The 20,753-nt window shown below is 67.4% G+C and carries 19 protein-coding genes; 7 read left to right on the top strand and 12 right to left on the bottom strand.

Annotated features, from left to right (window positions below):
- Positions 1-257 precede the first annotated feature (257 nt).
- From ACLJQ7_RS42585 to ACLJQ7_RS42555, 7 genes are all read right to left on the bottom strand, one after another.
- Positions 258-1,592 carry a thymidine phosphorylase gene (locus ACLJQ7_RS42585; RefSeq protein ID WP_410653869.1) on the bottom strand — a complete coding sequence of 445 codons (1,335 nt, stop codon included), beginning with the start codon at positions 1,590-1,592 and terminating at the stop codon, positions 258-260.
- A complete protein-coding gene (locus ACLJQ7_RS42580) occupies positions 1,589-1,978 on the bottom strand; it encodes a cytidine deaminase (RefSeq protein ID WP_410653868.1) in 390 nt (129 codons plus the stop codon). Before ACLJQ7_RS42580 ends, ACLJQ7_RS42585 begins: the two co-directional genes overlap by 4 nt.
- Before the next feature lies 1 nt (position 1,979).
- Positions 1,980-3,209, bottom strand: a complete 1,230-nt coding sequence (locus tag ACLJQ7_RS42575) for an ABC transporter permease (RefSeq protein ID WP_410653870.1) — start codon at positions 3,207-3,209, stop codon at positions 1,980-1,982.
- A 76-nt stretch (positions 3,210-3,285) separates the two neighbouring features.
- Entirely contained in the window at positions 3,286-4,383 is a 1,098-nt protein-coding gene (locus ACLJQ7_RS42570) for an ABC transporter permease (RefSeq protein ID WP_410653867.1), read from the bottom strand.
- The gene (locus tag ACLJQ7_RS42565) at positions 4,380-5,954 is read right to left on the bottom strand and encodes an ABC transporter ATP-binding protein (RefSeq protein WP_410653866.1); all 1,575 of its coding nucleotides are present in this window, start codon (positions 5,952-5,954) and stop codon (positions 4,380-4,382) included. The genes ACLJQ7_RS42570 and ACLJQ7_RS42565 overlap by 4 nt, the downstream gene beginning before the upstream one ends.
- A gap of 123 nt (positions 5,955-6,077) precedes the next feature.
- A complete protein-coding gene (locus ACLJQ7_RS42560) occupies positions 6,078-7,220 on the bottom strand; it encodes a BMP family lipoprotein (protein ID WP_410653865.1) in 1,143 nt (380 codons plus the stop codon).
- Between the two features lie 291 nt (positions 7,221-7,511).
- Complete coding sequence (locus ACLJQ7_RS42555; RefSeq protein ID WP_410653864.1) at positions 7,512-7,817, bottom strand: hypothetical protein; 306 nt, start codon at positions 7,815-7,817, stop codon at positions 7,512-7,514.
- Positions 7,818-8,217: 400 nt separating this feature from the next.
- On the opposite strand from ACLJQ7_RS42555, the gene sdhC reads away from it, so the two are divergent.
- The 5 genes from sdhC to ACLJQ7_RS42530 all read left to right on the top strand — a co-directional run bounded on the left by sdhC (position 8,218) and on the right by ACLJQ7_RS42530 (position 12,786).
- Positions 8,218-8,667 carry a succinate dehydrogenase, cytochrome b556 subunit gene (gene sdhC / locus ACLJQ7_RS42550; protein WP_410653863.1) on the top strand — a complete coding sequence of 150 codons (450 nt, stop codon included), beginning with the start codon at positions 8,218-8,220 and terminating at the stop codon, positions 8,665-8,667.
- Positions 8,668-8,669: 2 nt separating this feature from the next.
- A complete protein-coding gene (locus ACLJQ7_RS42545) occupies positions 8,670-9,089 on the top strand; it encodes a succinate dehydrogenase hydrophobic membrane anchor subunit (protein ID WP_034304594.1) in 420 nt (139 codons plus the stop codon).
- Positions 9,090-9,117: 28 nt separating this feature from the next.
- Complete coding sequence (gene sdhA, locus ACLJQ7_RS42540) at positions 9,118-10,872, top strand: succinate dehydrogenase flavoprotein subunit (RefSeq protein ID WP_410653862.1); 1,755 nt, start codon at positions 9,118-9,120, stop codon at positions 10,870-10,872.
- Positions 10,872-11,642, top strand: coding sequence for a succinate dehydrogenase iron-sulfur subunit (locus tag ACLJQ7_RS42535; protein ID WP_125680091.1), 771 nt, complete (start codon positions 10,872-10,874; stop codon positions 11,640-11,642). The genes sdhA and ACLJQ7_RS42535 overlap by 1 nt, the downstream gene beginning before the upstream one ends.
- A gap of 175 nt (positions 11,643-11,817) precedes the next feature.
- Entirely contained in the window at positions 11,818-12,786 is a 969-nt protein-coding gene (locus ACLJQ7_RS42530) for a hypothetical protein (protein WP_410653861.1), read from the top strand.
- A gap of 62 nt (positions 12,787-12,848) precedes the next feature.
- On the opposite strand, the gene ACLJQ7_RS42525 is transcribed toward ACLJQ7_RS42530, so the two are convergent.
- The 3 genes from ACLJQ7_RS42525 to ACLJQ7_RS42515 all read right to left on the bottom strand — a co-directional run bounded on the left by ACLJQ7_RS42525 (position 12,849) and on the right by ACLJQ7_RS42515 (position 15,930).
- Complete coding sequence (locus ACLJQ7_RS42525) at positions 12,849-14,066, bottom strand: M14 family zinc carboxypeptidase (protein WP_410653860.1); 1,218 nt, start codon at positions 14,064-14,066, stop codon at positions 12,849-12,851.
- 118 nt (positions 14,067-14,184) lie between these two features.
- Positions 14,185-15,597 carry a S8 family peptidase gene (locus tag ACLJQ7_RS42520; protein ID WP_410653859.1) on the bottom strand — a complete coding sequence of 471 codons (1,413 nt, stop codon included), beginning with the start codon at positions 15,595-15,597 and terminating at the stop codon, positions 14,185-14,187.
- 78 nt (positions 15,598-15,675) lie between these two features.
- Positions 15,676-15,930: an SCO4848 family membrane protein gene (locus tag ACLJQ7_RS42515; protein ID WP_026467335.1), complete on the bottom strand. Its 255-nt coding sequence runs from the start codon at positions 15,928-15,930 to the stop codon at positions 15,676-15,678.
- A gap of 43 nt (positions 15,931-15,973) precedes the next feature.
- On the opposite strand from ACLJQ7_RS42515, the gene ACLJQ7_RS42510 reads away from it, so the two are divergent.
- Positions 15,974-17,212, top strand: coding sequence for a D-alanyl-D-alanine carboxypeptidase family protein (locus ACLJQ7_RS42510; RefSeq protein ID WP_410653858.1), 1,239 nt, complete (start codon positions 15,974-15,976; stop codon positions 17,210-17,212).
- Between the two features lie 2 nt (positions 17,213-17,214).
- Here the strand turns inward: ACLJQ7_RS42510 and ACLJQ7_RS42505 are convergent, their stop codons facing one another.
- Positions 17,215-18,243, bottom strand: a complete 1,029-nt coding sequence (locus ACLJQ7_RS42505; protein WP_410653857.1) for a YhjD/YihY/BrkB family envelope integrity protein — start codon at positions 18,241-18,243, stop codon at positions 17,215-17,217.
- 35 nt (positions 18,244-18,278) lie between these two features.
- On the bottom strand, positions 18,279-19,298 hold the full coding sequence (gene trpS, locus ACLJQ7_RS42500; protein WP_410653856.1) for a tryptophan--tRNA ligase: 1,020 nt from the start codon (positions 19,296-19,298) through the stop codon (positions 18,279-18,281).
- Between the two features lie 163 nt (positions 19,299-19,461).
- Here trpS and ACLJQ7_RS42495 point away from each other — a divergent pair, with 163 nt between their 5' ends.
- Entirely contained in the window at positions 19,462-20,208 is a 747-nt protein-coding gene (locus tag ACLJQ7_RS42495) for a S1 family peptidase (RefSeq protein WP_192747925.1), read from the top strand.
- Positions 20,209-20,753 lie beyond the last annotated feature (545 nt).

The following is a 20,753-nucleotide window of genomic DNA, read 5'->3' as shown; positions in this document are numbered from 1 at the left end:
CCTGACGTTGCGAAAGCCACTTTCGCAACGTTGAAGGTTGCGAAAGTGGCTTTCGCAACGCGCCGGGCCGAGGGGCGGCACCCGAGCGCCCGCCCCCGCACAGATCACGATTAGCCCGCTAAACGCAGGTCGGGACGCACGAGAGTGCCCGCGCCGAGCCTAGGTACATGAAGGCCCCCATCCTGTACCTAGGCGCAAGGAAGGGGGCCTTCATGTACCTCGCGACCACAGATCGCGATTAGGGGGCTAAACGCAGGTCAGGGCCGCACGGTCTCCAGGACGAGCGAAGCGGAGGCCGAAGGCCCAGCGGAGCTGACGGCGTAGGCGTCTTCGAGCGCAGCGAGAGCCGAAGGCCCAGCGGAGCTGACCGCGTAGGCGTCTTCGAGCGCAGCGAGAGCCGAAGGAACAGCGTCCGGCGTATCGGTGTGCAGCTCCAGCAACGGCTGCCCGGCCGATACGGCATCGCCCGGCTTCGCCAGGCACAGCACGCCGGCCGCGGCCTGCACCGGATCTTCTTTGCGCGCCCGCCCGGCTCCGAGCCGCCAAGCGGCGACGCCGACCGAGTAAGCGTCCAGAGACGCCAACACTCCATCAGCGGGCGCCGAGACGACGTGGACGTGCTCAGGCCGCGGCAAAGCAGCCTCCGGATCCCCGCCCTGCGCGGCGATCATCCGGCACCAAGTCTCGTAAGCCCGACCAGACGCCAACACCGCCGCCGGGTCCACATCGGACAATCCCGCCAGCGCCAGCATCTCCCGCGCCAAAGCCACGGTCAGCTCGACGACGTCGGCCGGGCCGCCGCCGCGCAGCACCTCGACCGACTCCGCGACCTCGATCGCGTTGCCGACGGCACGTCCCAGAGGCACGTTCATGTCCGTGATCAGCGCCGTCGTCGCGACGCCGTGCGCGGTCCCGATCTCCACCAGCGTCCGCGCGAGTTCACGGGCCTGCGGAAGCGTCTTCATGAACGCGCCCGAACCCGTCTTCACATCGAGAACGAGCCCGGCCGAGCCCTCGGCGATCTTCTTGCTCATGATCGAACTCGCGATCAGCGGGATCGACTCCACCGTCGAAGTCACGTCCCGCAGCGCGTACAGCTTCTTGTCCGCGGGAGCCAGCCCGGACGTCGCCGCGCAGACCACCGCGCCGACCTCGTCGAGCTGCCGGATGATCTCCGATGTCGACAAAGAGGCACGCCAGCCCGGAATCGACTCCAATTTGTCCAGCGTCCCGCCGGTGTGCCCGAGCCCGCGCCCGGACAGCTGCGGCACGGCCGCCCCGCACGCCGCGACGAGCGGCGCCAGCGGGAGCGTGATCTTGTCGCCGACGCCGCCGGTCGAATGCTTGTCGATCGTCGGACGGCTGACCTTCAGGTCGAGCCGCTCCCCCGACGAGATCATCGCGCCGGTCCAGCGCGCGATCTCGCCGGAATCCATCCCCCGCAGGAAAATGGCCATCGCGAGCGCGGCCATCTGTTCCTCGGCGAGGTCGCCGCGCGTGTACGCGTCGATCGTCCAGTCGATCTGCTGGTCGGTGAGCCGTTCGCCGTCCCGCTTAGCGCGGATGACGTCGACAGCGGCGAACGCGCTCATGGCAGGTCGTCCGGCCCGAAAGCGTCCGGCAGCACCGAGGACATCGGCAGGATGCCGCTCGGGGTGTCCACCAGGCAGTCGGAACCGCCGTGCTCGAACAGGATCTGACGGCAACGCCCGCACGGCATCAGCAGATCACCGGCGCCGCTGCGGCAGGCGACGGCGACGAGCTTGCCGCCACCGGTGAGCCGCAGCTGCCCCGCCATCGTGCATTCCGCGCACATTCCCAAGCCGTACGAAGCGTTTTCGACGTTGCAGCCGACGACGATCCGGCCGTCGTCCACCACACCGGCGACGCCGACGTGCAGGCCCGAGTACGGCGCGTACGCCGACTTCGCCGCCTCGACGGCCTTCGCCCGCAAGGCCTCCCAGTCGTACTCCGCCATGTCAGTCCTCACCTCGCCGATAGGTGGCGCCGATCGCCTTGGGCGGCCGCAGCCGCTGCGAAGCCACCGCCAGCACGATCAGCGTCACGAAGTGCGCGGTGTACGGGATGAGGTCGCTGGGCAGGTCGTCGTTGGTCCAGTAGATCGCGTACAGCAGAACGGCGCCGACGACGCCGAGCGCGGAAGCGATCCACTGACGGCGGAACAACTGCACCGCCACGATCACGGCCAGCAGGATCACCGCGCCGTACAGCAGCGCGAGCACCGCGGTGCCGCCACCGGCGAGCTGGAGGCCGTCCGCGTAACCGAACAGCGCCGCGCCGCCGAGCAGGCCGCCCGGCCGCCAGTTGCCGAAGATCATCGCCGCGAGGCCGATGTACCCGCGGTTGTTGGTCTGGTTCTCCAGGTAGTCCGCACCGCCGGCGAGCAGCACGAGCGACGCGCCACCCATTCCGGCCAGCCCGCCGGAGATGATCATGGCGACGTACTTGTGCAGGTACACCTTCACGCCGAGGGACTCGGCCGCGACCGGGTTCTCGCCGCAGGACCGCAGCCGCAGGCCGAACCGCGTCCGCCACAGCACGAAGTAGCTGATCGGGACCAGCGCGATCGCGATCATCGTCAGCGGGGCGACCTCGGTGACCAGGCCGTTGAGGATGCCGGCGAGGTCGGAGATGAAGACTCGCTGCATCTTCTCCAGATCCGAAAGCCAGTCCGAGAGGAACGTCGCCGAGTAGGTGTCGAACTTCGGGACCGGCGGCGACTGACGCGGGTTCCCCGAAAGCGGGGTGAAGACCAGGTTCGCCAGGTACTTCGCGACCCCGAGACCGAGCAGGTTGATCGCCACACCGGAAACGATGTGGTTGACGTTGAAGGTCACCGTCGCGACGGCGTGCAGCAGACCGCCGAGCGCGCCGAACACGACCGCCGCGAGCAGGCCGGCCCAGACGCCGCCGTAGAACGCGCCCCAGGCGGCACCCCAGGTGCCGAGGATCATCATGCCTTCGAGGCCGATGTTGATCACGCCCGCGCGTTCGGCCCAGAGCCCGCCGAGCGCGCAGAGCAGGATCGGCAACGCCAGCCGCAGCGCGGTGTGCGAGGTGTTGGTCGAGGTCAGTGTGTTGACGCCGGTGGCGTACGACGCGATCGCGAGCACGCCGACCGCCAGCAGCCCCCAGATGGCGCCCTTGAGCCAGCCGGGAATGCGGCGCTTCGGCGGCTTCACCGGCATGGTGGTCCCGCCCGTGTTGGACGAAAGGACATCCGTGGTCATGCCGCCTCCGCGGTGAAAAGTACGTCGGCGGTGCTCACACCGCACCTCCCTCGGAAACGCTCGAACCCTTGCGGCCGTTGCCTGCCAGCGCGCGACCGACGCGACGCTGTTCGGCGGCCAGGTCCGCGCGGCGCACGATCTCGTACGCGATGACGACCGACAGCACGATCACGCCCTGCATGATCGTGGCGATCTCTTTGGACACGTTGATCTGCTCGAGCGACACCGCGGACCGGTCGAGGAACGCCCACAGCAGGGCTCCCAGCGCGATCCCGGCCGGGTGGTTGCGCCCGAGGAGGGCGACCGCGATACCGGTGAAGCCGTACATCTGGGTCGAAGTGATGCCGTAGGTGAAGTCGCGGCCGAGCAGTTCCGGCATCGCGACCAGACCGGCGACACCGCCGGACAGCAGCATCGCGATCAGCGTCATCTTCTTGGCGTTCACGCCACCGGCGGCGGCCGCCGTGGTCGACTCACCGGAAGCCTTCAGCTCGAACCCGAACCGGGTCCGGTTGAGCATGAACCAGTAGGCCGCGCCGATCAGCGCCGCGATGAACACGAAGCCGAACAGTTCACCCGAAAGGATCGGGATCCCCGGGATCCGGCCGGTCTCGGCGATCTCGCGGGTGGCGATGTTGTTGCCGGTCTGCACACCGAACTGATCCGCGTTGACCAGGAACGCCACGATGCCGCCGACGATCGCGTTCAGCATGATCGTCGAGATGACCTCCGAAACGCCTCGGGTCACCTTCAGCACGGCCGGGATGGCCGCGTACAGCATGCCGCTGGCCACCGCGACGACCAGGATCGCCAGCACATGGATCACCGGCGGCAGCTGCAGCGCCCCGCCGATGATGGCCGTCACGATGGCGGCGAACCGGTACTGGCCCTCGACACCGATGTTGAAGAGGTTCATCTGGAAGCCGATGGCCACCGCGAGCCCGGACAGGTAGTAGACGCATCCGAGGTTCACCGTGTCGACGGCGGTCGAGCCCTTGAAGAGCTGGCCGATCATCGTGCCGTAGGCCTGGAGCGGGTCGGCACCCGAGATGATCAGCGCGATGGCCGTCAGGATGACCGCGAAAACGATCGCGAGCAGAGGCGGCAGCAGCCTCGTACGCCAACTACTCACGCTGCACCTTCTTCGGATTCGATAGCACCCGTCATCGCGGAGCCCAGTTCCTGCGGGGTCACGGTCGCGGGGTCGGCCTCGCCGACCAGTCGTCCGCGCAGCATGACCTGGATGGTGTCGGAAAGCCCGATCAGTTCGTCGAGGTCGGCCGAAACCAGCAGCACGGCCAGCCCGGCCGCGCGCGCCTGGCGGATCTGTTCCCAGATCAGCGCCTGCGCGCCGACGTCGACACCGCGCGTCGGATGCGACGCGATCAGCAGCACCGGGTTGCCGGAAAGCTCGCGCCCCACGATCAGCTTCTGCTGGTTACCACCGGAAAGCGCGGCGGCGGGGACGTCGATGCCCGGCGTGCGGACGTCGTATTGCGCGACGATGCGGCGGGTGTCCTCCCGCGCGCCGGCGATGTCGAGCAACTGTCCTTTCGCGACCGGCTCGCGGGTCTGGTAGCCGAGGATCCGGTTGACCCACAAGGGTTGCGTGAGCAGGAGGCTGTGCCGCGTGCGGTCTTCGGCGATGTAACCGATCCCGGCCTCGCGGCGGGCGAGCGTCCCCATCTTGTGCAGTTCGACGACCTGGCCGTCGACCTCGGTCAGTTCGATCCGGCCGCCGCCCTTGCGCATGCCCACGATCGTCTCGACGAGTTCGGTCTGGCCGTTGCCCTCGACGCCGGCGATCCCGAGCACCTCGCCCGCGTGCACGGTGAAGGAGATGTGGTCGAGGACGTTCCGCTCGGAACCCTCGACACGCAGGCAGACGTCGTCCAGGCGCAGGACGGGCCGATCGGTCACGGTGGACTCGCGGGTCTCCGGGCTGGGCAGCTCCGAACCGACCATCATCTCGGCCAGCTGGCGCGAGGTGATCGTCTTCGGGTCGGCCGTGCCGACGGTGGTGCCGCGGCGGATCACGGTGACCGTGTCGGCGATCGCGCGCACCTCGTCGAGCTTGTGCGAGATGAAGATGAAGGTGAAGCCGTCCTTCCGCATGGCGCGCACGGTCTCGAACAGCGCGTCGACCTCCTGCGGCACGAGCACCGCGGTGGGCTCGTCGAGGATGATGATCCGGGCACCGCGGTAGAGCACCTTGACGATCTCCACGCGCTGGCGATCGGCGACGCCGAGCTCTTCCAACAACGCGTCCGGGCGGGCGCGCAGGCCGACGCGTTCGGCCAGCTCGGCCAGCTTCGCCCTCGCCGCGCGACCGATGCCGTGCAGGTTCTCCGCGCCGAGGAAGACGTTCTCCCCCACGGTCAGGTTGTCGGCCAGCATGAAGTGCTGGTGCACCATCCCGATGCCTGCCTTGATGGCGTCCTGCGGATTGCGCAGTTTCACCGGTTCGCCGTTGATCGCGATGTCGCCCTCGTCCGGCTGCTGCATGCCGTAGAGGATCTTCATCAGGGTCGATTTGCCCGCGCCGTTCTCGCCGCAGACGGCGTGCACCTCGCCCTTGGTGACGGTGAGGTTGACGTCGGAGTTGGCGACGACACCGGGGAACCGCTTCGTGATCCCGGTCAGCTGCACGGCCGGTCCGCCCCGGTCGGGGGCGTCGGTGACCTCGGCCTGGGGAGCGCTCATGGAAAAGCCATCCAGTTCTGGGGGTAAACAGGTGGGGGCTCGGAAGGGTGGGTCACCCTCCCGAGCCCCGCGGTCACGATTGGCCCTCAGCGGGAAAGCGTGCTTCGGGCCCCCGTGTGAAGCTTACTTCTGCGGCTTGTCGGAAACGGTGATCGCCCCGGAGACGATCTGCGCCTTGTAGCCGTCGAGGACGTCCTTGATGTCGTCGATCTTGCCGCCGGAGGTGGCGTAGCCGACGCCGTCGACCTTGAGGTCGAAACGCTTCGGCAGCGACGTCAGGTCACCCTTCGCCAGCGCGCGCAGGTAGTCGAACACCGCCACGTCGACGCGCTTCAGCATCGAGGTGATGATGACGTCCTTCGACGCCTCGACCGTCTTCTGGTTGTACTGGTCGGAGTCGACGCCGATGGCGAGCGCGTTGTTCGACTTCGCGGCCTCGAACACGCCCTTACCGGAGGCGCCGGCGGCGTGGTAGACCACGTCCGCGCCCTTGGCGATTTGGGCGGCGGCCTTCACATTGCCCTTCGCCGGGTCCTGGAACCCGGAGATGTCACCGGCCGGGGTGAGGTACTCGTCCTCGATGACGGCCTTGCTCGAAGCCGCCTTCACGCCCTGGAGGAAGCCGGCCTCGAACTTCTGGATCAGCGGCGTGTTGACGCCACCGACGAAGCCCACGTGGCACTTCTTCGACTTGTAGGCGGCGGCGACACCGGCCAGGAACGAACCCTGCTCCTCGGCGAACACGAGTGAGGTGACGTTCGGGGCCTTGACGGAGTCGTCGTCGACGATCGCGAACTGGGTGTTCGGGTACTTCGGCGCCACCTGGCCGACGGCCTTGGCGTAGGCGAACCCGACCGCGACGATCGCGGTGAAGCCCTGGGCGGCCAGCTGCTCGAGGCGCTGCGACTTGGCGGCCTCGTCCTCGCTGGAGCTCGCCGTGCTTTCGCTCACGGTGGTGAGGCCCATTTCCGACTTCGCCTTGTCGACGCCGGCCGCGGCCGAGTCGTTGAAGGACGCGTCGCCCCGGCCGCCCACGTCGAACGCGAGCGCCACCTTCAGCTTGCTGGCGTCCACCTTCTCACCGGACTGCGCGCTGCTGGTCGAGGCGGCGGCCGCGGCGGGCGGCTTCGGCGCGGTCACGCAGCTGGAGGATTGATCCCCCGAAGCAGTGTTGTTGCTGTTGTTCCCCGCACCCGAATCCTTGGCGCATCCGGCCAGTACCAGAGCACCGGCCATGGCGGCAGCGGCCAGCGCGGTTCCACGCATGCGACGCAACGTGTGTCTCCCTCCCCGCTGATCCAGCGGATGGTCCGAAGAAACGACCCGGCCACGTTGCCGGGTTGACCGAGAGACGGTACCCAACGGCCCCTTGGCGGCCATAGGAAAGGCACGCTACGTGACACAAACGTTTACATCCGGCTCACTTCGGCGACCACGTGATCACACAACGTAACGACGAGCGGACATGGTTTCAGGCGCGCGCCGGACATCCCATGCCCGGCGCGCGCCCATTTTGTTCAATTCATTTATTCACGAGAATGTTTCCGGTGAAACAGATCAACGAACGGCGATAATGGTGAACGTGCCGGAGATGTATCCACTGCTGCGAAGAACGGACTGCTGACCGACGGGCACGGTATTGGACCCTTGCCGCGTGCAGCCACCGGCACTGCAAACGGTCATCACGAAGTAGTACTTGGGCGCGCCGTTCACGTAGTTGCAGGTCGTCCAGGCCGAGTGACCGTCACTGGCGATACCCGTGTTGTAACAGACCGCGTCCGCGTGTGCCACGGACGAACCGAACACGACCATTCCCAGAGATACGAAGACGGCCCCCAGGAAGGATATAATCCTTTTCGTCATGAAATGACCCTAGCGGCGGCCGGAAGCGCCGGACATAGGGCATTCGGGTGACGAGGCGCCGGCCCAAGCCGAATTCGCCCACCCGCGCACTCCCGGATTCGCAAGCGTATCCAAGCCCGCCGGGCCGATACCACCCGGAGTGGGAAATCGGGTTCGCCGGGACCAGCGCCGCCACCTTCCGTGAGCACCGATCGTGCGGGCCGGAGATGTCTGGTCCATCACACAGAGGAACCCGGAGGTGAGCCCACCGTGAGGTGCGGGTCTAGCATCCTTTTCATCCACGCTCGATGACCATGATCTCGGCACCGTCGCCGGAGCCGTCCCAGGTGGACGTCCCGGCGGCAGGCGCGGAAACCAGCGGTCAGCGGGCCCGAGCCATGACGTTGGAGGCCGTTCACCGATGTCCACCACGGCTACTCATAGCGCCGCCGCCGAGGCGGGTGCGAGCGCCTCCGCGGGTGCCTCACGCCGACAGGGGACCTTCTACCGGGGCGACCCCGGCATGTGGTCCTGGGTGCTGCATCGCATCACCGGCGTAGCCACCTTCTTCTTCCTCTTCGTGCACGTGCTCGACACCGCGCTCGTGCGGGTGTCGCCCGACACGTACAACGAGGTCATCGAGACCTACAAGACCCCGATAGTCAACCTGCTCGAGGTCGGCCTCGTCGGCGCGGTGCTGTTCCACGCGCTCAACGGCATCCGGGTCATGCTGGTCGACTTCTGGGAGAAGGGGCCGAAGTTCCAGAAGCCGATGCTCTGGACGATCCTGGCCATCTGGGTCGTGGTGATGATTCCCGGTGCCTACTTCATGTTGAAGCGCACCATCGAAGTTATGTTCGGGGGGCACTGACCATGGCGACCGAAGTTCTCGCACTCGACAAGCCGCGTTCGCCGAAGCGCCCGGCCGCCCGCCGCAGCAACTTCGAGCTCTACAGCTGGCTGTTCATGCGCATCTCGGGCCTCGCCCTGATCGTGCTGGTGCTCGGCCACCTGTTCATCATGAACATCCTCGACGGTGGCGTGCACCGCATCAACTGGGGCTTCGTCGCCGGCCGCTGGGCCTCGCCGTTCTGGCAGTTCTGGGACCTGTCGATGCTCTGGCTCGCCGAGATCCACGGCGGCAACGGGCTCCGGACGATCATCGACGACTACGCCCGCAAGGACAGCACCCGGTTCTGGCTGAAGATCGTGCTCTACGTCTCGATGGTGCTGATCCTCGCCGTCGGCACGATGGTGATCTTCACCTTCGATCCCGGCATCTCGGCCAACTGACGCCCCACCACAGGTAAGCGGAGTCCTCATGCAGTTCCACAAGTACGACGTGGTGATCGTCGGCGCCGGCGGCGCCGGGATGCGCGCGGCCATCGAATCCGGCCAGCGTGCCCGCACCGCGGTCCTCACCAAGCTCTACCCGACGCGTTCGCACACCGGCGCCGCCCAGGGCGGCATGTGCGCCGCGCTGGCGAACGTCGAAGAGGACAACTGGGAGTGGCACACCTTCGACACGATCAAGGGTGGCGACTACCTGGTCGACCAGGACGCCGCCGAGATCATGGCGAAGGAAGCCATCGACGCGGTCCTCGATCTCGAGAAGATGGGCCTGCCGTTCAACCGGACGCCCGAGGGCAAGATCGACCAGCGCCGCTTCGGCGGGCACACCCGTGACCACGGCAAGGCCGCGGTGCGCCGCGCCTGCTACGCCGCGGACCGCACCGGGCACATGATCCTGCAGACCCTGTACCAGAACTGCGTCAAGCACGGCACCGAGTTCTTCAACGAGTTCTACGTGCTCGACCTGGTGCTGACCCCGGACGAGGACGGCAACCCGACCGCCACCGGCGTCGTCGCCTACGAGCTGGCGACCGGTGAGCTGCACGTCTTCCAGGCGAAGTCGATCGTGTTCGCCACCGGCGGCGCGGGCAAGATCTTCAAGACGACGTCGAACGCGCACACCCTCACCGGTGACGGCCTCGGCATCATCTTCCGCAAGGGCCTGCCGCTGGAGGACATGGAGTTCTTCCAGTTCCACCCGACCGGTCTGGCCGGGCTCGGCATCCTCATCTCCGAGGCCGTGCGCGGCGAGGGCGGCATCCTCCGCAACGCCGACGGCGAGCGGTTCATGGAGCGCTACGCTCCCACCATCAAGGACCTCGCACCGCGCGACATCGTCGCCCGGTCGATGGTGCAGGAAGTGCTGCAGGGCCGGGGTTGCGGGCCCAACAAGGACTACGTCGTCCTCGACGTCACGCATATCCCGGAAGAGACGCTGAACGCGAAACTCCCGGACATCATGGAGTTCTCGCGGACGTACCTCGGCGTCGACCCGGTCACCGAACCGGTGCCGGTGTTCCCGACCTGCCACTACGTGATGGGCGGCATCCCGACCAACATCCACGGCGAGGCGTTGCGGGACAACGAAAACGTCATCCCCGGCCTGTACGCCGCGGGTGAGGTGGCGTGCGTGTCCGTGCACGGCTCGAACCGGCTCGGCACCAACTCGCTGCTCGACATCAACGTGTTCGGCCGCCGCGCCGGCATCGCCGCCGCCGAGTACGCGCTGGCGCACGAGCACGTCGAGCTGCCGGAGAACCCGACTCGCGTGGTGGAAGACCAGCTCGCGCTGCTGCTCTCGGAGCACGGTGACGAGCGCGTCGCCGACATCCGCACCGAACTGCAGCGGACGATGGACTCGCACGCTTCGGTGTACCGCACGGAGGACACGCTCAAGCAGGCGCTGACCGACGTGCAGGCGCTGAAGGAGCGGTACAGCCGGATCACCGTGTCGGACAAGGGGAAGCGGTACAACACCGACGTCCTCGAAGCCGTCGAGCTGGGCTTCCTGCTCGAACTCGCCGAGGTCCTGGTCGTCGGCGCCCTGGCGCGCAAGGAATCCCGCGGCGGGCACGCGCGCGAGGACTACCCGGACCGCGACGACACGAACTTCATGCGGCACACCATGGCCTACAAGCAGGGTTCTGAGCTGTCCGCCGATATCCGACTGGACTACAAGCCGGTGACCTTCACCCGCTACGAACCGATGGAGCGGAAGTACTGATGACCACGGCCACCCCCGAGAAGTCGGAGGCCGTGTCCTCCGACCACACGCCGATCACCGTCACGCTGAAGATCCTCCGGTTCAACCCCGAAGTCGACACCGAGCCGCACTGGGAGTCCTACGACGTCCCGGCGCAGCGCACCGACCGGCTGCTGAACCTGCTCTTCTACGTGAAGGACTACATCGACGGGACGTTCTCGTTCCGGCGCTCGTGCGCGCACGGCGTCTGCGGTTCCGACGCGATGCAGATCAACGGAATCAACCGGCTGGCGTGCAAGGTCCTGATGAAGGACCTGCTGTCGCAGGACGGCAAGAAGACGACCATCACCATCGCGCCGATCAAGGGCCTGACGACGCTCAAGGACCTTTACGTCGACATGGACCCGTTCTTCGAGGCGTACAAGGCCGTGAAGCCGTACCTCATCGCCTACGGGAACGAGCCCACGCGCGAGCGGATCCAGTCGCAGGCCGACCGCGACCGGTTCGACGACACGACCAAGTGCATCCTGTGCGCCTGCTGCACGTCCTCGTGCCCGGTGTACTGGAACGACGGCTCGTACTTCGGCCCGGCGGCGATCGTCAACGCGCACCGGTTCATCTTCGACTCGCGTGACGAAGGCGCCGAAGAGCGGCTCGACATCCTCAACGACTCCGAGGGTGTCTGGCGCTGCCGGACGACGTTCAACTGCACCGATGCCTGCCCGCGCGGCATCCAGGTCACGAAGGCCATTCAGGAGGTTAAGCGCGCCCTGCTCTTCAAGCGCGTCTGACGCTTCTGGCCCGCTTTGCGCCAGCGCAAGTCCGTGAAGGCCTCCTTGAGGGACTCTGGGTCCCTCAAGGAGGCCTTCACGGACTTCTGGGGTAGTTATCCACAAGACCTGGGTTATCCACAGGTTGGCGAAGTGCGCCTGGTGGACTCGGCTCAGGCGGGCTCACGCTGTGGTCATGAACAAACGTGGCAGGTGGGCTGAGCATCCCGAACTGCTCCAGCAACGAAGCCGTCACGGCGTCATCAAGGCCACGACCTTGGAATCACTCGACATGAGCAGCAAGGTCATCTACCGAAGATGCCTGCCCGGCGGTCCCTGGCAACGCCTGCTACCGGGGATAGTTCTCCTGCATTCGGCTACCCCGACAGCCGAAGAACGGGTGATCGGCGCACTGCTGCATGCAGGCCCACGCGCACTCGTGACCGGAGCGGAGGCCTGTCGCCGACACGGGCTTCGCCCTCGCGAGCTACCTCCGGACGACGATGTTCACGTACTCATCCCACACGAACACAAAGTCCGCAGCGCCGAATTCGTGACCGTCGAGCGAACCCATCGCCTGCCGGAACCACGAATCCGCGAAGGTGTTCCCTTGGCTCCGCTGGTTCGTGCGACCACGGACACGTGCCGGCGTCTGCGGACGGTCGAGCCAGTCGGCCGTTTACTCGTGGAGGCGATTCAACGCGGCCGATGTTCCCCCGAAGCCCTTGCCCGCGAGCTGAACACGGGTTCCAAACGAGGCACTGCCATCCCCCGCAGGATTCTCGGCGAGTGGAAGGACCTCTATTCGGTCGCAGAAGCACGAGCCAAGATCCTGAGCCGTAGCCTCACGGTTCAGCCGAGTCACTGGAATCCGGAAATCCGGGACAGTCGCGGTGGCTATATCGGCCGCCCTGATGCCTGGTGGGACGACATAGCGCTCGCATGGGAGATCGATTCGTACGACTTCCACTTCTCCCGCGAGGACTACCGGCGCACCATCGTGCGCAATACGCGCTACGCGACCACTGGGGTCATCGTCGTCCAGACTTTGCCCTCGCGACTGCTGTCCGATCCCGCCGGAGTCCTGGCTGAGCTGGAAGCAGCGCGTCTTGCCGCATCAGCCCGCCCGCGCCCACCCGTCAGCCTGGTCTCCCGTGCCGCTTGAATGTCCGTGAAGGCCTCCTTGAGGGACTCTGGGTCCCTCAAGGAGGCCTTCACGGAACGCAACTACTCGAGGACGCGCGCGAGGTGCGAAGCGTCGGCAGTGCCGGGCAGCCTGTCGAAAGCCTCCGGGTCGATGTACCCGACGGCACCCGTGCTCACGTCCCGCAGCATGTTGTACAGCCCCGCCATCACAGCGCGAGTGAAACGCTCCCGGTGCTGCTGCCCGAGCGTCTGCGTCTGCCCGCGCACCTCGAACAGCACCGTCCCCGTCCCGTTCAACGCGAACGAACACCGCGCCTGCCCCGGCAGATCCCGGTCCGGGGCATGCGGATACCGCGCCCCGACGAAACCGCGCGCCGTCATCCCGTTGAACGCGCTGATCGCCAGTTGCCGCGATTCGTCCTTTGTGTACACATCGCGGTACTTCGCGTATTTCTGGCCGGGCTCGAAGAACTTGTCGGGCAGCGGCGGGTAGTCGATGCCGACGTCGAGCAGCCGGTTGCTGCCGTCTTGCCGGACGCAGGCGCCTTGATGGTGCAGATCGACGTAGACGTCGGGCACCTTCCCTCGCGAAGCGGTCAGCTCCAGGTACACCGAACGCAGCGCCCGCGCCTCGGGTGTGATGAACCATCCCGGCTGGTCCGGCGCGCCGGGGAAGTCCTCCGCGCGCGGGACGTAGGCCAGGTCCGGATTGAAGTCGCGGTTGACGTCGAATCCCGGCCGTTTGCGGTAGTCGTCGCCTTGGAGGACGTCGCTGAGGTAGTTCCAAGCGGGCGGCCGGTCCTTCAGCTGGGGGAACTTCCGTTGCACCTCGGCCCACGACAGGTCGTTGCCGCGCCGGTCGAGTTCGGCGCCGTCCGGGTTCAGTTTCGGCACCGCGACGAAGGTGATGGTCTTCCGCAGCCGCTCGGCGTCCCGCGACTCCGACGTGCCGAGGTAGTCGAGGATGCGGAGCAGCGCGTCGGTGCCGGTCTTCTCGTTCCCGTGGATCTCGCTGGAGACCACGAAGACCTTCGGGCCGGTCCCGACGGTCGCCTGGTGGATCACCCGGCCGCGGTTCGACCGCCCGGCTTCCTTGACCGCCACCCGCCCTCGGCTCACCCGTTCGAGTCGACCGAGCTCCCGCACCATCTCGCGATAGTCGGTGAACTCGTTGATGGGCAGCTCCCGCGGCTCCTCGCTACAGGGCGCCACCGGCGCCGCCACCGCCGTGGGCGTGCTGACGAGCGGGAGCATCGCCAGCCCCACCACCACAGGAACCAACCGACCGGACAACGACATCGTGAACTCCCCACTGTCGAAGGTGCTCACAACGTAGCGAGGACACCGTCGAAAGGGCCAGGAAAACGAAACCGGGGCCGATCCACGATGGTGGACCGGCCCCGGAGATCGCGCGAAACTACTTCACCGCGTCCAGAGCGTTGACGCGGCCGTGGCCGTAGTACGAGTTGTCCTTCGCCGGACCTTCACACACCGGCGCCGCGGTGCCGCACGGAACCGCGTCCGCCTGGTGCTCCAGCAGCCACCTCAGCGCCGCGGGCGGAGCGTGCTTGAACCGGGACGCCAGCAGCGCGGCGACGCCGGCGACGTGCGGAGACGCCATCGAGGTGCCGCACTTGGCCCCGTAGCCGCCGTTGAAGATGGTCGACAGCGGGCAGCCGACGCCCTGGCCGGTGGGCGGCAGCTGGGCGCGGTCGCCACCGGGGGCGGTGACCGAAACGTCATCACCGTAGTTGCTGTACGACGACTTCGTGCCCGCGTAGCCGATGGCCGAGACGTTGACGACGCCGTCGATGGCCTTGGGCAGGATGCCGCAGCTCTCGTCGACCGGGTGGGGGCGGTTCGGGTCGGTGGTCTGCTCGTCCGGGTCGAAACCGCTGTTGCCGGCGGCGGCGACGTTCAGCACGCCACGGCCGGTCGAGTAGGTCACCGCACGGCGGACGGCCTCGTACGCGGCCGCGTCGCCCGGTTCCTTCGAGCAGTAGAACATGCCGGGGTCGATGTAGTAGCTGTTGTTCGTGACCGGGAAGCGGTGCTTCGCCGCCCACATGAAGCCGCACACCGCGGCCTCGGGGAGGATCAGGCCGTCGTCGTTCACGACCTTCACCGACGCCAGCCTGACGCCGGGGGCGATACCGGTGAAGCCGCGCGCGGCGTCCTTGCCCGCGATGGTGCCGGCGACGTGCGTGCCGTGGTCGGAGTTCGTGGGTGCCCAGGCGGCGGGGGTGGTGTCGGGCGCGCCGCTGTTGCAGCCTGCCGACACCTTCGGGTCAAGGGCCGCCTTCAGCGCGGGGTGGGTGGGCTCGATGCCCGAGTCCAGCACGCCGACGGTCACCGAGCGGCTGCCACCGGAGATCTTGTTCGCCTCGGGAGCCTGGATCGCCCGCATGTCCCACTGCTGGGCCGACAGGTCCTCTTCGACGGCGACGCTGGTGGTCTCTTCGTTCTCCTTGGTGTCGACCACGGCGGAGCGGGTCGAACGGGTGGAGGCCGCCGGCGGGAACGCGACGTCACGGCCGCCCGAGTAGGCGCGGAAGACGCCGATCTTCGCCTGGAAGTCGGCGTTGCGCGAGGTCGCCACCGCGACCCCGATCTCCGGGTAGTACGCGACCTTCTCGCCGCACTTGGCGCGCAGCTCGTTGTCGACCTTGCGCTCCGGCGTACGCGGGTTGTAGAGCACCACGTAGTTGAACGGGGCGCTCGCGGTGTCGCACTCGGGCGCGGGCGCGGCGCTCGCCGCCGGGGCCGCGAACACACTTCCCGCCGCCGCCGCGACGAGCGCGGGGACGAGCAGGCGTCTGATCCGGGACATTCCACCTCCATGATTCGGTGGAGTGAACGTATGGGAGCCGCAGCCCGGCCACCACCGTCAAAAGGACGACAAACCTGATCAGGCGTCAGCCTTTTCCGCATCCCGTGACTTGGCGCCACGAAGCGTGCGCAGACCGATGAGCCCGATGATGGTGCCGAGCACGAACGAGACGACCGTCAGCACCGCGTGCACGATGAAGTAGGCGGTGGGCGAGCCGTCCGCGGCCCAGGCGCGGTCACTGTCCCAGAGGTTCTTGGCGAACGTGATCCAGATGATCCACGACCACACGCCGAAACCCAGCAGGAACATCGAAGTACCTCGCGAAATGCGCATGCCCCTGAGTATGCAGCGAGCCCGGCGACGCTACATTGCTCGGGTGCACAGCGCTATCTCCCGGTCGCTCCTGGTCCTCGTTTCCGGTGTGCTCGCCCTCGCGGTGACGCCGGTGGCCACAGCCGCCCCGAAGCCACCAGCCCAGGCACAGCCGTGCGCGAACAAGGTGACGCCTCCCCCGCCCGTCGACACCTCCGAGAAACCGCGCCCCGGCGAGGCCGCTCCGGCGCCGCTGCCCGTGCCGCCGGTTCCGGTGGGCGGCGACCGGATGGCCGAATGCGGGCTCGTGCTCCCGAAGCGCGCGCTGAACCCGCCCGAGGGGAACACCTCCGCGTCGTGGGTGCTGCAGGATCTCGAAACCGGTGACGTCATCGCGGCGAAGGATCCCCACGCCCGTCAGCGGCCGGCGTCGCTGATCAAGGTCCTGCTCGGCCTGGTCGTGGTCACCGAACTCCCGCCCGCCAAGATCGTCGTGCCGACCAAGGAGGACGCCGAGCAGGAGTGCACCTGCATGGGCATCGCCGCGGGCGGTCAGTACACAGTGGACCAGCTGCTGCACGGACTGCTGATGCACTCGGGCAACGACGCCGCGCACGCGCTCTCCACCGTGCTCGGCGGCCTGGACGCGACGCTCGCGAAGATGAACGCGCTGGCCACCCGTATCGGCGCCACGGACACCCGGGCCGCGACACCGTCCGGGCTCGACGGCCCCGGTATGTCGACCTCGGCCTACGACATGAGCCTGATCTTCCACCACGCGATGAAGAACCCCGAATTCGCCAAGGTGGTCAAGACCAAGAGTTTCGAAGTCCCGGCCACCGCGGGAAAGCCGGTCGTCACGATCTACAACGACAACAAGCTCCTCGGCAGCTATCCCGGGTTCACCGGCGGGAAGACCGGCTTCACCGACGACGCGCGCCACACCTACGCCGGCAGCGCGGTCCAGAACGGTCACCGGGTCGGAGTCGTGATGCTGCGCGCCGAGCAGCGCCCGACCCGGGTCACCGAGCAAGCCGCGAAACTCCTCGATTACGGTATCGCGCTGCGCGAGTCCAAGGCCGAATCGGTGGGGCGCATCGAATACCGTTCACCGGAAACGGTGACCGCGGAACCGGCCAACGCCGCGCCGAACGCCGACAGCGCGTCGAACAGCGGAGCCGCGGCCGCGGCCGAAGACCCGTTCGGCGTGACGGGCTGGATCATCACGCTGGTCGTCTTCCTGATCATCGTGGCGTCGTTCGTCATCGGCCATCAGCGCAAGAAGGCCATGGCCGGCGAATAACGTCAGGACTTGCGGCGGCCAAGCCAGCCCAGCAGCGCGCCGGTCGCGAAAGCCCCGCCGACGGCGCCGAGCCCCGGCCCCTGCTGAACGGTCACCCGAGGGTGGATCAGCACCGGGGCAGGCGGCTCGATGACCGTCTTCAGGTTCTCCTTCGCCGTCGCCGTCCACGCGGTGACGAACAGCAGGAACCGCGAAACGAGGTTCGCGAACACGAGCAGGCCGATCACCGGGCCGAACAACGTGAACGCCGGTGATTTCGTGACACTGCCGAGGTAAAGGGTCGCGGCCTGCTGGAGCACGATGAACCCGACCGCGGCGAAGATCGCGCCCTTGATCGCGCTGCGCAGCGCGACGTGCTCACGAGGCAGCCTCGCGATGACCCACAGGAAGACCAGGGTGTTCGCGAGCAGGCCGAGCACGATCGTCGCGACCTTCAACAGGAACACGGCCCAGCCCTGGTTCTCGAGACCGACCAGTTCGAGCAGGAACCGCCCGACCCCGCTGCCCGCGGCGGTGAGGCCGAACGAGACCACCAGCGCGACGCCGAGCCCGACGAGGGACAGCAGGTCCTTGATCGTCGTCGACACCAACGGCAACTGCTGCTTTTCCTGGCCCCACTGGGCGGTCAGCGCGTCACGCAGGTTCGTCATCCAGCCGACGCCCGAATACAGCGCCAGCAGCAGGCCGAACACCCCGATCCCGCCGCCGGAGTCGAGCGCCGCCTTGATGATGCTGCCGACGAGATCGCTCAGCCCTTCCGGGACCGACTTCTTGATGCCGTCGACGAGCTGGTTCGTCACCACCTGGTCGCCGGCGAGCACGATCTTGAGGATCGCGAAGGCGACCATCAGGATCGGGATCACCGAAAGCACGCTGAAGTAGGTGATGGCGGCGGCATAGTGATTGCCGTAGCGCTCGGTGAAGGCGTCGTTCGCCCGGATGAGGTGATCGAGCCAGCCGTACTTCCGCCTCAGGCGCGGTAACAGCTTGTCCTGTTCCGGCTTCGCGCCGTCATCATTCGCCACCGTCAAACGCTAACCACACGGCGACGACATCGCAGCGCGAATCAGCCCGCCGGGGGAAGGAACCCGATGTTCTCGTAGACGTTCCGCAACGTCACCGAAGCGACTTCCCTGGCCCGTTCCGCACCGAGCGCCAAGGCCTTGTCGAGCTCGGCGACGTCGTCCAGATAGGACTGGACGCGCTCCTGCACCGGCGTGACCCAGTCGACGAACGCCTCCGCGACGCCCTTCTTCAGGTCGCCGTAACCCTTGCCCTCGTACGAGTTCTCGAGTTCGGCGACCGGCTGGCCCGTCAGCGCCGAGAGGATCGTCAGCAGGTTCGAGACGCCCGGTTTGTTCTCGGTGTCGAAGACGATCTCGCGGCCGGTGTCCGTGACCGCCGAGCGCACCTTCTTCGCCGACTTCTTCGGGTCTTCGAGCAGTTCGATGAGGCCGTTGCCGGTCGACGAGGACTTGCTCATCTTCGCGGTCGGGTCCTGCAGGTCGTAGATCTTCGCCGTGTCCTTGACGATATGCGGCTCCGGCACGGTGAACGTCTTGCCGTAGCGGTTGTTGAACCGCTGCGCGAGGTTGCGCGTCAGCTCCAGGTGCTGCCGCTGGTCCTCGCCGACGGGGACCTCGTTCGCCTGGTACAGCAGGATGTCGGCGGCCTGCAGGACCGGGTACGTGAACAGGCCGACGCTGGCGCGATCGGCGCCCTGCTTCGCGGCCTTGTCCTTGAACTGCGTCATCCGGCTCGCTTCGCCGAAGCCGGTCTGGCACTCCAGCACCCAGCCCAGCTGGGCGTGCTCGGGCACCTGGCTCTGGACGAACAGCGCGCTGCGGGCCGGATCGACCCCGAGCGCGAGCAGCTGCGCGGCCGAGCGGCGCGTGCGATCCCGCAGCACCTTCGGATCCTGCTCGACGGTGATCGCGTGCAGGTCGACGACCATGTAGAAGGTGTCGTGGGTGTCCTGCAGCCGCACCCACTGCCGCAGCGCGCCCAGGTAGTTGCCGAGGTGGAACGAGTCGGCGGTCGGCTGGATCCCGGAGAGCACGCGCGGGCGCTTCTGTTCGTCGGACACGCCCGGATTCTCTCAGGCCACGCCACGGCGGGTCACCCGGCCTCGCCCCGGCCGAACGGTCTAAACGGTTAAACGCCACATACTTCCGACGGTTCTGGCCAGGGTGCCCGATTCCTAGCGTTCATGGCACCGGATCTTCCGGCCACACCGAAGGAGAACCCAGATGAAGGCACGATCCCTACTGATGGGCTTGGCCATGGCGGCCGCGGCCGTCTTCTCGCTTTCCGGCGTCGCGGCGGCGGCCGAGCCCACCGGAGGCGTCCAGCCGAACATCGTCGGCGGCGGCAACGCGACTCAGGTCTACTCGTTCATGGTGTCCCAGCAGTCGAGCTCCGGCGGCCACCAGTGTGGTGGCTCACTGATCAGCTCGACCTGGGTGGTCACCGCGGCGCACTGCGGCACGCCGTACCAGGTGCGCGTCGGCACCACGAACCGCACCAGCGGCGGCACCGTCGCCCGCGTGGCGCAGCGTATCGCCCACCCGAGCGCCGACCTGGCGCTGCTGCGTCTCTCGACGGCGGTGTCGCAGGCGCCGGTCACGATCGCCGCTTCGTCCGGGGCCGTCGGCACCGCGACGCGGATCATCGGCTGGGGCCAGACCTGCCCCACCCGCGGTGGTTGTGGCGCCCCGATCAACCTCCAGGAGCTGAACACCTCGATCGTCTCCGACAGCCGCTGCCTCGGCATCAACGGTGCCAGCGAGATCTGCACCAACAACCCCAACGGCAACTCGGGTGCCTGCTACGGCGACTCGGGCGGCCCGCAGGTCAAGCAGGTCAACGGTGTCTGGCAGCTGGTCGGCGCGACGAGCCGCGCCGGGAACAACAGCAGCACCTGCGCGACCGGGCCGTCGATCTACGTGGACGTCCCCTACTTCCGCAGCTGGATCCGCACCAACTCCGGCGTCTGATCCGGTTCCCGCGTCGCCCCACCGTCCCCGGGGGCGACGCGGGCCCAGCCGGTTCAGCAACGCACCGTGCGGAAGTCCGAAAAGCCGCTCCAGCAGCGCGACCGCCTTCAGGGAGTCGCACCGCTCGGGGCGGCTTCTTCCGGTCCGCCAGTAGCTCAGGGTCGCGACACTGACCCGGACGCCCTCCAGGGCGAGCCGGTGCCGGATCCGGTCGAGGCCGAGGCCGCTTTCCGTGATCGCCCGGTCCAGGGCGCGGGGGAAGGGGTCACCGGGCCGGCTGCGACGCCGTGTCACCGTCATGGACCCGAGCGTGGCGATCAACGAGCGGCTAAACAATCCGGGCGGGACTAGGTGTACCTACCCAAAAATCCGCCGACCTGCGTTTAGCCCCCTAATCGTGATCCGCCCCAGCCCAGGGCACCGACCTGCGTTTCGCGGGCTAATCGCGATCCGCCAGGCCCAAGACACCGACCTGCGTTTCGCGGGCTAATCGCGATCCGCCAGGCCCAAGACACCGACCTGCGTTTCGCGGGCTAATCGCGATC

The organism is Amycolatopsis sp. cmx-4-54 (genome assembly GCF_046548895.1).
GTDB lineage: Bacteria > Actinomycetota > Actinomycetes > Mycobacteriales > Pseudonocardiaceae > Amycolatopsis.
Note: the sequence above shows the minus strand (reverse complement) of the source record. Positions and strands in the feature narration are given on the sequence as shown.